The sequence below is a fragment of the Pseudomonas sp. JL23 genome (assembly GCF_056933585.1).
In genome coordinates, this window is record NZ_CM167795.1 from 3,994,221 (window position 1) to 4,009,163 (window position 14,943).

General features: G+C 60.1%; 8 protein-coding genes. 4 read left to right on the forward strand and 4 right to left on the reverse strand.

Annotated elements, in window-relative coordinates:
- Positions 1–121: 121 nt before the first annotated feature.
- Together nfuA and AC1Z24_RS18495 are read right to left on the reverse strand one after the other, a co-directional pair.
- A complete protein-coding gene (gene nfuA / locus AC1Z24_RS18490) occupies positions 122–715 on the reverse strand; it encodes a Fe-S biogenesis protein NfuA (protein ID WP_259103197.1) in 594 nt (197 codons plus the stop codon).
- Between the two features lie 236 nt (positions 716–951).
- A complete protein-coding gene (locus AC1Z24_RS18495) occupies positions 952–3,240 on the reverse strand; it encodes a fatty acid cis/trans isomerase (RefSeq protein WP_483742100.1) in 2,289 nt (762 codons plus the stop codon).
- Positions 3,241–3,391: 151 nt separating this feature from the next.
- Here AC1Z24_RS18495 and metH point away from each other — a divergent pair, with 151 nt between their 5' ends.
- Together metH and AC1Z24_RS18505 are read left to right on the forward strand one after the other, a co-directional pair.
- A complete protein-coding gene (gene metH / locus AC1Z24_RS18500) occupies positions 3,392–7,111 on the forward strand; it encodes a methionine synthase (protein WP_483742101.1) in 3,720 nt (1,239 codons plus the stop codon).
- Positions 7,112–7,241: 130 nt separating this feature from the next.
- On the forward strand, positions 7,242–7,463 hold the full coding sequence (locus AC1Z24_RS18505; protein ID WP_259103202.1) for a DUF2970 domain-containing protein: 222 nt from the start codon (positions 7,242–7,244) through the stop codon (positions 7,461–7,463).
- Here the strand turns inward: AC1Z24_RS18505 and AC1Z24_RS18510 are convergent.
- Positions 7,460–8,545 (reverse strand): ABC transporter substrate-binding protein, encoded by a 1,086-nt coding sequence (locus AC1Z24_RS18510; protein WP_483742102.1) that lies wholly within the window; start codon positions 8,543–8,545, stop codon positions 7,460–7,462. The genes AC1Z24_RS18505 and AC1Z24_RS18510 overlap by 4 nt on opposite strands.
- Positions 8,546–9,072: 527 nt before the next feature.
- Here AC1Z24_RS18510 and AC1Z24_RS18515 point away from each other — a divergent pair.
- Positions 9,073–10,731 carry a nitrite/sulfite reductase gene (locus AC1Z24_RS18515; RefSeq protein ID WP_483746664.1) on the forward strand — a complete coding sequence of 553 codons (1,659 nt, stop codon included), beginning with the start codon at positions 9,073–9,075 and terminating at the stop codon, positions 10,729–10,731.
- Positions 10,715–11,209: a DUF934 domain-containing protein gene (locus AC1Z24_RS18520; protein ID WP_259103205.1), complete on the forward strand. Its 495-nt coding sequence runs from the start codon at positions 10,715–10,717 to the stop codon at positions 11,207–11,209. Before AC1Z24_RS18515 ends, AC1Z24_RS18520 begins: the two co-directional genes overlap by 17 nt.
- Before the next feature lie 89 nt (positions 11,210–11,298).
- Here the strand turns inward: AC1Z24_RS18520 and AC1Z24_RS18525 are convergent, their stop codons facing one another.
- Positions 11,299–14,868 carry an NEL-type E3 ubiquitin ligase domain-containing protein gene (locus tag AC1Z24_RS18525; protein ID WP_483742103.1) on the reverse strand — a complete coding sequence of 1,190 codons (3,570 nt, stop codon included), beginning with the start codon at positions 14,866–14,868 and terminating at the stop codon, positions 11,299–11,301.
- Positions 14,869–14,943: the final 75 nt, after the last annotated feature.

Genomic DNA, 14,943 nt, shown 5'->3' on the forward strand with positions numbered 1-14,943 from the left:
GGCGTATTCCCGGCTAAAGCCGGTCCCACAGATGCCCACCTGCTTTTTTGTCGGTTTGCAAAAACAAAACACCCCGCTAAAGAACAACTCTAGCGGGGTGTTTTTACGAGCTGAGAACGCCTTAGTAGTAAGCGTTTTCTTTCTGCGTATGGTCGGTCACGTCGCGCACGCCGGTCAGCTCCGGGATGCGCTCGAGCAGGGTGCGCTCGATGCCTTCACGCAGGGTCACGTCAGCCTGACCGCAGCCCTGGCAGCCACCGCCGAATTGCAGAACGGCAACGTTGGCCTCGCCCTCTTCAACCACGTCGATCAACGTGACCTGACCGCCATGACTGGCCAGGCCCGGATTGATCTCGGTTTGCAGGTAGTAATTGATGCGCTCGTTGATCGGGCTGTCGGCGTTGACCATCGGTACTTTGGCGTTCGGTGCCTTGATAGTCAGCTGGCCGCCCATGCGGTCGGTGGCGTAGTCGACGACGGCGTCATCGAGGAAAGCCTCGCTGAAACCATCGATCCAGGCAGTAAAGCTTTTCAGGCCAATGGCCTTGTCGTCAGACTTTTCTTCGCCGGGCTTGCAGTAGGCAATGCAGGTTTCAGCGTACTGGGTGCCAGGCTGGGTGATGAATACGCGGATGCCGATACCGGGGGTATTCTGCTTTTGCAGCAGATCAGCCAGGTAGTCGTGGGCAGCGTCGGTGATAGTAATAGCGGTCATAAAAATTCCTCGCAGACTTGGCACAAGTCTACGCCAAACGTCTGCGCCACACAAAGTCCTAGTATTTTTGTCAGGAATGATTCTCAGCCTTCCCATTCCTCATGCTGATAGCCCCCGCTTTATGATCAGCAATGACCTGTGGGACCGGCTTCAGCCGGGAAAGGGCCGGTGCACCCGCTACATGTTCTTGATCAGAAAATGCCTTCCCGGCTAAAGCCGGTCCCACATTCCGACGCCTAAAGATTTTCATACCTGTTCATATCCAGCACGCCCGCCTCCCGTGGCTCGGTCTCGCGGATATAGCGGTCCAGGTCATGGAAGTAGTTCCAGAACAGCGGATGGCTGCGGCGTATACCCCAGCGCTCGACGATCCGGTCGAACTCCGGCTGATGCCGTACCTTCTGCATGGCCTCGACAAAGGCCGGGACCTCACCAGCCGGGACGTTGAACATGAAGTTCGGGTAGCTGCTGATCACCCCCGGATAGATAGTCAATGTGTCCAGGCCCGGCTGGTAGCGTGACGACTCGCCCAGCAGGAACGCCACGTTACTGTGGGCCCGGTTGCGCAGCATGCTGTACATCACCCGCTTGCCGCTGCTGTCTTCGATACGCAGCATGGTTGCTTCCGGCAGGTAATCGATCACCTTCAGACCTGCGGCGGGACGCGAAGCCAGACGACTGAGCACCTGCTCGACCTGCTTGAAGCTGTCGCTGATACCGGACCGCGCGCAATCGCCAGTACAACGATTGATCGGATCGGGCGCGGCATCCAGGGTTCCGGCGCGCTGTACCAACTCAAGGGCAAAATCGCGCTTGGGGTCCTTAGGATCGAGCTGCATGCCGGTGGGCTTGTCGTCGTCGATCTTCTGGTAATCCAGCCACATCTTGAATTTGCCGCCTTCCTGATACCAGTCGGCAAGGATTTCGTCGCGCTTGTCGGCAGGCATCAGGCGCAGGAAGTTGACCTCGGCACCGTTGCGGATCAGGTCGAAATACAGACGGGTCTGCGCCTGATGGGAGACGTTCCCGTACACGTCAAAATTCACCGCCAACTGGTAATAGGTGCGCTCCAGCAGCGGATAGTCGAACAACCATAGCGACTGCGGTACATCGCCAATCAGGCCCTTGTTCACAGAGGCACTGTCGAAATGGCGGAAGACTGTCAGCAGCGCGTTGTCATTGCCCGCCCACAGGGTCGACCAACTCGGCGGCGGCATCTGCGCGTAGGCGTCGCGGCGCAGGTCTTCGTATTCATTGCGCTTGTCCCGATAATCGCGCCACAGGCCCAGGACGCTGCCGACGTCATCGTTCTGCCCCGGCATGGCCAGCAGGGGCGTGGCCTTGCTGCGGTAGGCGGCATCGAATACGTAGCGGTCATGGGCCGGTTCCTGAAACAGCACCCAGAACTGGTCGCGAATCACGTCCGTGGCAATCTGCCCACGACACACCGGACCACGAATGAAGGTGCGCACGAAGTACTCGGCGTTATCCAGCATGAACTGGTAGCGGGCCACCGCCGGGATGGCTTCGAAGGTATCGAACGGATTGGCGCGACGCTCCGGCCCGTAACCAGGCAAGGACGTCGCCCTCCAGCTGCCGCTGTAGAACAGCTGCTTGACTCGGTCGAGCTTCTGCGCGCTGAGCGGATAGGTGATGTGGGTCTTGTGCACGATCACGCCCTGCACCGGCATCAGCCGGTAATAGACCTGGGTGCCGGGGTCGTCGTTGGGACGGCGGGTGGCGATCAGGTCGATAGCCTGGCCGCTGGGCGTACGCGAACGCACCCACTGGAAGAAATGCGCCTGATCGCCATTGGTGAAATAGATATGGGCCAGGAACAAATGCTCGTAGAGCCAGCGCCCGACCAGGGCTTCACTGGAGCCGGGGCGGTTGAGCAAGGCTTCCCAATCAGTAATCTGCGCCGCTTCCACGGCATTGGCCTGGATCGCCTGCTGATCCACCGGCGCGCCAGCCGCCAGCCAGCGTTGCACGGTCTGGTACTGGGCATCGGTCAGGCCGGTCACGGCCATGGGCATGCCTTCCTTGGGATGCGCCGCCGCATAGGTATCGAATTCGTTGGGCGCCGGGCAGCTGTTATCGCGGTTCAGGCCCAGGGCAATCTCCTCCGGCAGCTTGGCATTGGCCTGTAATGGCGCGCTGTGACCCAGTTCGAGCATGCGCGACATCAACGCTGCCTGGCTGCCCTGGGCATCGAGGACCGAGTAGAAACCTTTGTGGCGCCAGGCGTCGGGGCCACTGGCATCGTAGAAAATCCGCGTCGGTGCTACGGCGGTAGAACGATCGCCTTGATACACCGGCACTTTGGAAGCACCGCGCAACGCACCTTCACCACTGCCCAGGTTGAGCTGACAGGCGGCATCGTTGCAGGCATGGCAAGCCACGCACTTCTCGGTAAGAATCGGCTGGATATCGCGGGTATAAGAAATTTGCGGCAGCAGGTCCTCGGCGCAGGCCGCTGCACTGATCAGCATTAATACAATGCTGACCATCGAACGTAACGGCATAACCTGCGTCCCAGGATCAAAAATCGTGATTCTACAGAGAGCGGCCAAGGCCCAACATGAATGATATTCATGCAAAACCCTGAACAACGCTAAATCCTTTCGGGTTTGCTATCATTTCGACCTTTCTGTATCGACCCGTCCAGGTAGCCCTATGTCTGACCGCAGCGCCCGCCTCCACTCGTTCCAGCAAGCTCTCAAGCAGAGGATCCTGATCCTCGATGGTGGCATGGGCACCATGATCCAGAGCTATCGCCTCGAGGAAGAGGACTACCGCGGCAAGCGTTTCGCCGACTGGCCGAGCGACGTCAAGGGCAACAACGACCTGCTGGTCCTGACCCGCCCTGACGTGATCGGCGCCATCGAGAAGGCGTACCTGGACGCCGGGGCCGACATTCTCGAAACCAACACCTTCAACGCCACCCAGGTGTCCCAGGCCGACTACGGCATGGAAGCACTGGTGTATGAGCTGAACGTCGAAGGCGCGCGCCTGGCCCGCCGGGTCGCCGATGCCAAGACCCTGGAAACTCCCGATCGCCCGCGCTTCGTTGCCGGCGTCCTCGGCCCGACCAGCCGCACCTGCTCGCTGTCCCCGGACGTCAACAACCCCGGTTATCGCAACGTTACCTTCGATGAGCTGGTGGAAAACTACACCGAGGCCACCAAGGGCCTGATCGAGGGCGGCGCCGACCTGATCCTGATCGAAACCATTTTCGACACCCTCAACGCCAAGGCGGCGATCTTCGCCGTGCAGGGCGTGTTCGAGGAACTGGGTGTCGAGCTGCCGATCATGATTTCCGGGACCATCACCGATGCGTCCGGCCGTACCCTGTCGGGCCAGACCACCGAAGCTTTCTGGAACTCGGTCAGCCACGCCAAGCCGATTTCCGTGGGTCTGAACTGCGCTCTGGGTGCCAGCGACCTTCGTCCGTACCTGCAAGAGCTGTCGACCAAGGCTGACACCCATGTGTCCGCCCACCCCAACGCCGGTCTGCCCAACGAGTTCGGCGAGTACGACGAATCCCCGGCAGAAATGGCCAAGGTCGTCGAAGAGTTCGCCCAGAGCGGCTTCCTCAATATCGTCGGCGGCTGCTGCGGCACCACCCCAGGCCATATCAAGGCCATCGCCGAAGCGGTGGGCAAATATGCACCACGGGAAATCCCGGATATCGCCCCGGCCTGCCGCCTGTCGGGCCTGGAGCCGTTCACCATTGATCGCCAGTCGTTGTTCGTCAACGTCGGCGAGCGCACCAATATCACCGGTTCCGCCCGTTTTGCCCGCCTGATCCGTGAAGAGAACTACACCGAAGCCCTGGAAGTCGCCCTGCAGCAGGTCGAAGCCGGTGCCCAGGTGATCGACATCAACATGGACGAAGGCATGCTCGACTCGAAGAAGGCCATGGTCACCTTCCTCAACCTGATCGCTGGCGAGCCGGACATCTCCCGCGTGCCGATCATGATCGACTCGTCGAAATGGGAAGTGATCGAAGCCGGTCTCAAGTGCATCCAGGGCAAGGGCATCGTCAACTCCATCAGCATGAAGGAAGGCGTCGAGCAGTTCATTCATCACGCCAAACTGTGCAAGCGCTATGGTGCGGCAGTGGTGGTGATGGCCTTCGACGAAGCCGGACAGGCCGATACCGAGGCGCGCAAAAAGGAAATCTGCAAACGCTCCTACGACATTCTGGTCAATGAAGTCGGCTTCCCGCCGCAAGACATCATCTTCGACCCGAACATCTTCGCCGTCGCCACCGGTATCGAAGAGCACAACAACTATGCCGTGGACTTCATCAATGCCTGCGCCTACATCCGCGACGAGTTGCCGTATGCCCTGACCTCGGGCGGCGTATCCAACGTGTCGTTCTCGTTCCGTGGCAACAACCCGGTGCGCGAGGCGATTCACTCGGTGTTCCTGCTGTATGCGATCCGCAACGGCCTGACCATGGGTATCGTCAACGCCGGGCAGTTGGAAATCTACGACCAGATTCCGCAAGAACTGCGCGACGCCGTCGAAGACGTAGTGCTCAACCGCACGCCGGAAGGCACCGATGCGCTGCTGGCGATTGCCGACAAGTACAAGGGCGATGGCAGCGTCAAGGAAGCCGAGACCGAGGAATGGCGCGGCTGGGAAGTCAACAAGCGCCTGGAACATGCGCTGGTCAAGGGCATCACCACCCATATCGTCGAAGACACCGAAGAGTCACGCCAGTCGTTCAAGCGCCCTATCGAGGTCATCGAAGGCCCGCTGATGTCGGGCATGAATATCGTCGGCGACCTGTTCGGCTCGGGCAAAATGTTCCTGCCGCAAGTGGTCAAGTCCGCGCGCGTGATGAAGCAGGCCGTGGCCCACCTGATCCCGTTCATCGAGCTGGAAAAAGGCGACAAGCCGCAAGCCAAGGGCAAGATCCTCATGGCCACGGTCAAGGGCGACGTGCACGACATCGGCAAGAACATTGTCGGCGTGGTGCTGGGTTGCAACGGCTATGACATCGTCGACCTCGGCGTGATGGTCCCGGCAGAGAAAATCCTGCAGGTGGCCAAAGAGCAGAAGTGCGACATCATCGGCCTGTCCGGCCTGATCACGCCGTCTCTGGACGAGATGGTCCATGTTGCCCGGGAAATGCAGCGCCAGGACTACCACCTGCCGCTGATGATCGGCGGCGCGACCACCTCCAAGGCCCACACGGCGGTGAAGATCGAACCCAAGTACAGCAATGACGCTGTGATCTACGTCACCGACGCCTCCCGCGCCGTGGGCGTGGCCACGCAGTTGCTGTCCAAGGAGCTGAAACCGGCCTTCGTCGAGAAGACCCGTCTGGAATACATCGACGTGCGCGAACGCACCTCGGCCCGCAGCGCCCGTACCGAACGCCTGAGCTATGGCGCGGCGGTGGCGAAGAAGCCGCAGTTCGACTGGGCCAGCTATACCCCCGTCAAACCGACCTTCATTGGCAGTCGCGTGCTGGACAATATCGACCTCGATGTTCTGGCCGAATACATCGACTGGACGCCGTTCTTCATCTCCTGGGACCTGGCTGGCAAGTACCCGCGCATCCTCACCGATGAAGTGGTCGGCGAAGCGGCCACCAGCCTGTTTGCCGACGCTCAGCAACTGCTGCGCAAACTGATCGACGAGAAGCTGATCAGCGCCCGTGCCGTGTTCGGCTTCTGGCCGACCAACCAGGTCGATGACGACGATCTGGAAGTCTACGGCGAAGATGGCAAGCCCATGGCCAGGCTGCATCACCTGCGCCAACAGATCATCAAGACCGACGGCAAGCCGAACTTCTCCCTGGCCGACTTCGTTGCGCCCAAAGCCAGCGGCGTCACCGACTATATCGGTGGCTTCATCACCACCGCCGGTATCGGTGCCGAGGAAGTCGCCAAGGCCTATCAGGACAAAGGCGACGACTACAACTCGATCATGGTCAAGGCCCTGGCCGACCGCCTGGCCGAGGCCTGCGCCGAATGGCTGCACCAGCAGGTGCGCAAGGAATACTGGGGTTACGCCAAGGATGAAACCCTGGATAACGAGGCGCTGATCAAGGAGCAATACCTGGGCATCCGCCCTGCTCCCGGCTACCCGGCCTGCCCGGATCACACCGAGAAGCGTGCCCTGTTCGAACTGCTCGACCCGATGCCTGCCGGCACCCCCGAGCACACCCCCGGCCGCAGCGGCGTGTTCCTCACCGAACACTACGCGATGTTCCCGGCGGCAGCGGTCAGCGGCTGGTATTTCGCCCACCCACAGGCGCAGTATTTCGCCGTGGGCAAGGTCGACAAGGATCAGGTGGAAAGCTACACCGCGCGCAAAGGCCAGGACCTCAGCGTGACCGAGCGCTGGCTGGCGCCGAATCTGGGGTATGACGAGTAAGGGCAAACGCAGAACCTGCAGGAGATCCAATGTGGGACCGGCTTTAGCCGGTCCCACAAAAGCCTGTCAGGCACACCTGCGCAGGACCACCTATGCTTGCTGAGGCCCCCAACCCCAGCGAGCACCCCTCATGGACAAGCTCCCCCCAGCCAACAAACCGCCAACCTTCTGGCAGATGCTGCACAGCGTCATTGCTGCGGCCTTCGGCGTGCAAAGCAGCAAAAACCGCGCACGGGACTTCAGCAACGGCAAGCCGGTGCATTTCGTCATGATGGGGTTGCTGTTCACCATTCTGTTCGCCTCGATACTGCTGGGCGTGGTGCAACTGGTGGTTCATCTGGCCAATAGCTAAGGCTGGATGCGCTTCGGCGAAAACGGTTTATCCGCACTCCCCTCGCTGCCCTCCATACTGTACTGGCGCACGTCGATGCCGCGATCAGCGCGCTTGTTGGACGCCACGAACGCCGGAACATCGCCTGCACTCAACAGCTTCAGCACCCGCACCTGCCGCGCGCCCGGATTATGCCGTTCAGCGATGCTGGCACGGTCGTAGTCATGCAACAGCACCATGGCCCAGCCACCAATAGCGATGTGCCCCACGGCCAGCACACTCAGTGTGCCCTCGGCCTGGGCCTTGAGGGCCTCTGGCGAGCCATTGATGGTGGCGAACAACACATCCTTGCCTGGCTGCTTGCCCACCTCACGCACGGCGTCCATGGCGCCGTAGGCCATCTGGTCGCTGGCGGCCCAGATCAGCTTCACCTGCGGATAGCGCTTGAGCAGCACCCGCGCCTGTTCCAAAGCCCGATCACGGCGCCAACCGCCCAGAACAATCTGGCGCAAATGGACTTCCGGATGTTCGGCCAAAGCACGATACATACCCTGTTCGCGGCGCAGGGATACAGGCGTGGTGTTGGTGCCGGAGAACGCCAGCATCTCGATGCTCTCGCCGACGGCAAGGGGTGGATGCAGGCTCATCAGCTGATTGGCGATCAGGTAACCGCCCTCCTCGTCATTACCGATCAGACTGCCGATCAGGTCAGGGTAGCGGGATGGCACGTCGCCGAGGATTTCCGTCTGGCTGGCGGTCAGGGTGTTGTTTACCAGGAACAGCTTGACCCCGCTGCCCTGGGACAGACGCAGGATTTCAGGAGCCACGTTCAACTCATTGGAAAACACCAGATAGTCTGGCCGCGTCGGACCTTGCAGACTGTCCCGGGCAAGATCGAGAAGGGTCCGGGTATCGCGATCCGAATACAACACCGTCAGCGACATGCCGAGCCTCTCGGCCGCCGTCTGCATGAATTTCGAATAAGACGCCCAATAGTTGCCCGTGGCCGAGCCGGGGTTCAGAAAAATCACCGAGGCGGCCAGACTTGTATTCACCCAAAGGCTGCTTGCGACTATGAGCCAACAGCAAAAAAACCTGTTCATGGTCACGAGGCCTTGTAAAACAGCAAAAGCATGCCGACTTGAGAAACCCACCTGCCTCCCTTTATCGGCGGCCTGCCTGGAAATCTAAAGCCAGACAAGCCCGCCTCTCACGCTTACTGATGGCTAACCCAGAACACGGCGGCTCCTACCACCAGGATAATCAGGAAAAAAATGGCCCAGGCATCAACGCTACTATCACTTTTCACGGTTTTAGGGTGATTACTCATCGCATCGCCTCTTGTCGGTTTTATTAGGATGCGTGGCCCGGAACACGGGGCGCGCCCATTGACCACACCCCCAGTTAAGCCGAGCATTGCCCTTATCACAAGCAAGGCTATCGGCACTTATAAGCGCCTTAGTCATTTTGGTTATTTGCATATACTCAAACTTCACTTTTGCGTATATCCGCAAACTGGTATCTTCCCCCGGCTCCGTCAGGGAGTGCGCGGCCGTGCGCGCAGAATTGTTTAGATGGCGCAGGAGCAACATTGCTCTGCGACATTTATAAGCCCGAGAACTGGACCTATATGTACGTATACGACGAGTACGATCAGCGGATCATCGAGGACCGCGTCAAGCAGTTCCGTGATCAGACCCGACGCTATCTGGCCGGGGAACTCAGCGAGGAGGAATTCCGTCCTCTTCGCCTGCAAAATGGGCTTTATGTGCAGCGTTTTGCACCAATGCTGCGCGTAGCCGTGCCTTATGGCCAGCTGACTTCGCGTCAGGTGCGCATGATGGCGAAGATCGCCCGCGACTACGACAAGGGCTACGCCCACATCAGTACCCGTCAGAACGTGCAGTTCAACTGGCCGGCACTGGAAGACATCCCCGATATCCTGGCTGAGCTGGCCACCGTGCAGATGCACGCCATCCAGACCAGCGGCAACTGCCTGCGCAACGTCACCACCGACCAGTTCGCCGGTGTCGCAGCCGACGAACTGGTTGATCCGCGCCCATGGTGCGAGATCGTTCGCCAGTGGACTACGTTCCACCCGGAATTCGCCTACCTGCCGCGCAAGTTCAAGATCGCCATCAATGGTTCGACCACTGACCGCGCCGCCATCGAAGTGCACGATATCGGCCTGGAGCCGGTACTCAACGCCGCCGGTGAGCTGGGTTTCCGCGTACTGGTAGGTGGCGGCCTGGGCCGTACTCCGGTGGTCGGTGCCTTCATCAATGAGTTCCTGCCGTGGCAGGACCTGTTGAGCTACCTCGACGCCATCCTGCGGGTCTACAACCGCTACGGCCGTCGTGACAACAAGTACAAGGCGCGGATCAAGATTCTGGTCAAGGCCCTGACTCCTGAAGTCTTCGCCGAGAAGGTCGAGGCGGAAATGGCCCACCTGCGTGGCGGCCAGACTACCCTGACCGACGCTGAAGTCGAGCGCGTAGCCAAGCACTTCGTTGACCCTGACTACAAGGCCCTGAGCAATCAGGACGCCGAACTGGCCGCCCTCGATGCCCAGCACCCCGGTTTCGCCCGCTGGCGCACCCGCAACGTATTGGCGCACAAAAAGCCTGGCTATGCTGCGGTGACCCTGTCGCTCAAGCCTACCGGCGTAGCGCCTGGCGATATCACCGACAAGCAACTGGACGGCGTCGCCGACCTGGCCGACCGTTACAGCTTCGGCCAGCTGCGCACCTCCCACGAGCAGAACATCATTCTGGCCGATGTCGAGCAGAGCCAGCTGTTCGCCATGTGGAACGAGCTGCGCGAGCAAGGTTTTGCCACGCCGAATATCGGCCTGTTGACCGATATCATCTGCTGCCCCGGCGGTGACTTCTGCTCCCTGGCCAACGCCAAGTCGATCCCGATTGCCGAGTCCATCCAGCGTCGTTTCGACGATCTGGACTATCTGTTCGACATCGGCGAGCTGGACCTGAACATCTCCGGCTGCATGAACGCCTGCGGTCACCACCACGTCGGCCATATCGGCATTCTCGGCGTGGACAAGAAGGGTGAGGAGTTCTACCAGGTATCCCTGGGTGGCAGCGCCAGCCGCGACGCCAGCCTGGGCAAGATCCTCGGCCCGTCCTTTGCCCAGGAAGTGATGCCGGATGTGATCGAGAAGCTGATCGACGTGTACGTGGAAAAACGGACCGAAGACGAGCGCTTCATCGACACCTACCAACGTATTGGCATCGACCCTTTCAAGGAGCGCGTCTATGCAGCGAATCATTAAGAACCACGCGGTCATCGACGAAACCTGGCACCTGCTGCCCAAGGAAACGACCCTCGATGGCCTGTCCAACTGCGACGACCTGATCGTGCCCCTGGCCCTGTGGCGTGACCACGCTCATGCGCTCAAGGCCCGCGATGGTGGCTTGGGCGTCTGGCTGGACAGCGACGAAGAAGCCGAGGAAATCGGTGATGACGTCGATCAGTTCCAGGTCATTGCCCTGAACTTCCCGGCCTTCACTGACGGGCGCAGCTACTCCAACGCGCGCCTGCTGCGTGATCGCTATGGCTACAAGGGCGAACTACGAGCCATTGGCGACGTGTTGCGCGACCAGTTGTTCTACTTGCAACGCTGCGGCTTCGACGCCTTCGCCATTCGCGCCGACAAAGACCCGTACGAAGCCCTGGAAGGTCTGAACGACTTCTCGGTAACGTACCAGGCAGCGACTGACGAGCCGCTGCCGTTGTTTCGTCGGCGCTGATTCGCACTGAAATACAACCTGTAGGACTGGCTTTAGCCGGGAGAGCGCTCTCGCGGCTGAAGCCGCTCCTACAGGAATATCGAGCTTTTTCAGTTGCTCCTCTTTTCTCCCGCCAACTCCTCCTCCGTCAATCGCTTCATCAATGCCCGTTCATCCTCACGCCGTTGGCGCATCAGCGTATCGGCCGCGTCCTTGTAGGCCGCATCGCTCATAGACTCCTTCTCCAATCTTTCATCCAGCGCTTCCATCCGCTCTACGGTCGGCTGCCGACAGAGCACGAACCGATCGGCGTAGTGGCGCTCAAGGTAATCCACCCAGAATTCACGGCCGAGAGCAAACTCCGCCAGGCGTGCAGACGTTTCATTGCCGAGAACGATTTGGCCGGTGCGGGTAATGACCTGCAGAGACACATCCGCAACATCGCCATAGACCATTCTGCGGGTATTGATCGGCAGCTCCAGGCGGCTGGCCAGCCTTGTGCGATAGGCCAGTATCACCTCAACATCCTCGACGAAATCGATCCTGCCGGCAGCATCCCGGCGAGCAATGGCATCTACCTCTTCGAGCCGGTAAAGGCCGCGCAACAACTTCAATAACGACTGCCCTTCAGCTCCGGCAACAGCCTGGGCCCTGGCCCGGCTGACCAGCACCTCCAGTTCCATATTGCTGAACATGACCGCCGCGCCATCGGCACAGGTTTGCGGATGAGCGGCCATGCCCGCCAGACGACCGCGCAATGCCTGGTCCTGCGCGCTCGCTTCCAGCACCCGCCACACGCGTTCGCTGACACCTTCAGGGTCGATCTCGAAATCGGCAGAACCCTGCTGCCTGGCAATCACCTCGAAGAAATCGGTCGCGTGCTCCTGGGTCCACAGCAGATCCCAGACATCCCTGCGCCTGGCACGCTGCGCCATCGGGGTTCGCGCCAGCCAGAAGTCGAGGCTCCCGCCCTGTGGCTGCTCGACGAGGGGCACCCGCAGGATCGCCAAACGACCGCGAGCTATCGGCACTAACGGGTTGCCATCGAGCAGGCTGTGCTGCAGCAACCTCCCCCGCTCGAAAAAGGCTTCAGGCAGCGTGGTGATCAGGTTATTGCGCAAATCCAGAGCCAACAGATTGGGCAGATCACAGACCCCGGCCGGCAGCGCGCTGATGCCGGTATGACGCAGGAACAGATTGATCAGCTCCGGCATGCTGCTCACATCCAGCAACAGGCCCAGCGGGTTGAAGGACAGGTCCAGTTGCTTGAGCCTTGGCAGCGTCCTGAGGGTATTCATCATCTCGAGACTGAGTTCGATACGGTTATTGGCCAGACTCAGGCGGGTCAGTTGTGACAGCCCCCGTACGCCATCAGGCACCCGGTCAAGGAAATTGTGTTCCAGGTTAAGCCAACGCAGGTTCGGGCATTTGATCAGCAAGCCACTGGCATTCAGATGCGAGGTAAAAGTTGCCGACAGGTTAATGGCGGTGACATGGCTGAAATCCCCAGGTAATAGTGGCAGATCGCCCACGGGAATGCTTGCCAGATTGAGCATATAGCCCTCGATATGTCGCGCCGCCAGGCCTTCAACCGGGGTTTGCCGCTGCCAGCAACGCTTGATGATATCCGCCGCCCGGCTGCGGGCTTCCCGTGAGACAGGGATCGATACTCCGTCAATCCTCGGTCCCCAGCGCAACGGACCATTGAGCCAACGCTCAAGGCTTTGCTCCAGTGCCTGATAATCCGCTGCCAGTTGCGACAGCTGCACCTCGAGCGCAACACCACTGCCACGCAACCCGGCCAGGAACTCGGCCACCTGCTGCTGTGAGAACCCGGGATACAGCGACTTGACTCGCTCATCCACTGACATCCCCGGCACCGCAGGCTCACCCACCGGCACAGCCGGGCCGCTGTCCATACCGCCCCTCAAACCACCTTTATCGATATCCCATTGATCGTTGTGCAACTGCCGGACAAATGGCCCGATCTCGTCCTTGCCATTCGAGGAGATAATTCGCCATTGACGCACGGCGTCTTCCCAGCGAACCGCATAGGCCTTGTCATGAATGGCCAGGTAGTAGCGACCATCGGCATGATGGATATCGAGCATGCCGTTGGGACCGGGGATCGTCGGCGCCCCGTCAACAGTGCTGGCCGGCGCCTCGAAAGCACGCAGGGACTGGCGTAGCGACGGGCTAAGAGAGGCCAATCCGGGCGGCTCACTGGTAAATCGTAGCGCGGCCTGCGGCTGTGCCAGCGTGACGCTCGATTCGACCCGGTCAACCATAGCCTCTACCCCCGCAGCAGCACCCATGAGTTCCCCGGCAGCCAGCGGCACAGCATTGAACAGGCCAAACTCAACACGCTGCAGCCCCTGTTGACGCTGCTCCAGGCTGTTGCCTCGGACAATCTGGGCAGTGCCGGTGCCAATCAGGGTGACGGACAGACCGGCAATAAATGGGATGGCTTCAGGCACGACCAGAGCAATCACGCCAGTCACCAGCAGACTTCTGGACAGTCCTTCGCTCAACCCATTGAGCAGCACGTCTGTCGATGTACGGATCACCGAGCCAGCATCCGAGTTCAGGCGCTGCTGCATCCGCCTGCGCAGGAACACAAAGGGATCGCCGCTGATTGTCTTGCCAGCGTGAATCAGATGCCGGGGCGGCCAGGCGCCACTGTCGTAGCTGAGCCAATGGGGATAGACCGCAACACCTTCCAGCGTCGTACGCAAACCACTCACAAACAGGCCGTCGTGATCATCCCGTTCAGGGAAATGCAGTTCCAGCGCCGCCCGCTGGCGCGGGTTACGGCATTGCGCCGCCAGCCAGTCAGCCATGGCGTGTTCATCGGTAAAGCCATGGACGGGCGAAGAATTGCCCGGCATATACAGCAACACGCGCGGATGACGTGTATCACGGATCAGCAGGATATCCGTCGAGGTATAGCGATGGATTTTCAGAGGGGCGATCTGCACATGGGGGGCCGCACGGGTCGGGCCCTCAAGCTGATCAGGCGTCAATGTGCTCCACTGCTGTGTATCTGACAGCCCCACGGCGCTGAGTGCCAGCAACCGGTCCACCTCACTCAGGCTGTTCTCAGCGGCCTGGAGCAGCACCGCTTTGATAAACGCCGCCTTGATCAATACCGGGTAATGGCGGGCATTTACCGACCAGAACTTCTTCAGATACGCCTGATAGCGCTTACGCAGATCCAGGTCTTTGACAAACGCCTTGAAGACCTCGGGGCTTACGTTGACGTGGGTCGAGGGGTCATATATCTGGGGAAAGCTGTCTTTGTACAGGCCTTCGCTGAGGAATACCCGTGCATCTGCCGCCAACTGCTCGACCTGCCGCATTGCGATGCCGCCGTCGCGATAGGGCACGGCATGACCAATACCGTTCAACCAGCCAAAGTGCTTTTGATAGCGCTGCACAGCGGCCTCGGTCAGCGTCAAGGCGCTGAAAACCGTTGCGGGACAAGGCGTTGAGGTTTCATTGAAAGTCAGGGTGACGATGCGCGTGGCATCCGGGTCGAGGTCAACGGACCAGTGAGTCTTGGCGTATTTCCTGATCTGGGTGCGAGCAAAGCCGCGCGGATTTTTGACGATCTTGCCGTGGGCGGTGATATAGGCGGCCATCAATGGATGGTCGGCCGGGTAGACAATAGTGTTCGGCATAGCGGGCCATTTCATTCAATTGGAAGAAATGGCCAGCCTATCAACGCGTTTTGCAGAAAAAGCTTACATAGATAC

Excerpts from the sequence above, each read along its gene's own strand:
- nfuA (WP_259103197.1), bottom strand. The coding sequence starts at position 715 with ATGACCGCTATTACTATCACCGACGCTGCCCACGACTACCTGGCTGAT.
- AC1Z24_RS18495 (WP_483742100.1), bottom strand. The coding sequence starts at position 3,240 with ATGCCGTTACGTTCGATGGTCAGCATTGTATTAATGCTGATCAGTGCA.
- metH (WP_483742101.1), top strand. The coding sequence starts at position 3,392 with ATGTCTGACCGCAGCGCCCGCCTCCACTCGTTCCAGCAAGCTCTCAAG.
- AC1Z24_RS18505 (WP_259103202.1), top strand. The coding sequence starts at position 7,242 with ATGGACAAGCTCCCCCCAGCCAACAAACCGCCAACCTTCTGGCAGATG.
- AC1Z24_RS18510 (WP_483742102.1), bottom strand. The coding sequence starts at position 8,545 with ATGAACAGGTTTTTTTGCTGTTGGCTCATAGTCGCAAGCAGCCTTTGG.
- AC1Z24_RS18515 (WP_483746664.1), top strand. The coding sequence starts at position 9,073 with ATGTACGTATACGACGAGTACGATCAGCGGATCATCGAGGACCGCGTC.
- AC1Z24_RS18520 (WP_259103205.1), top strand. The coding sequence starts at position 10,715 with ATGCAGCGAATCATTAAGAACCACGCGGTCATCGACGAAACCTGGCAC.
- AC1Z24_RS18525 (WP_483742103.1), bottom strand. The coding sequence starts at position 14,868 with ATGCCGAACACTATTGTCTACCCGGCCGACCATCCATTGATGGCCGCC.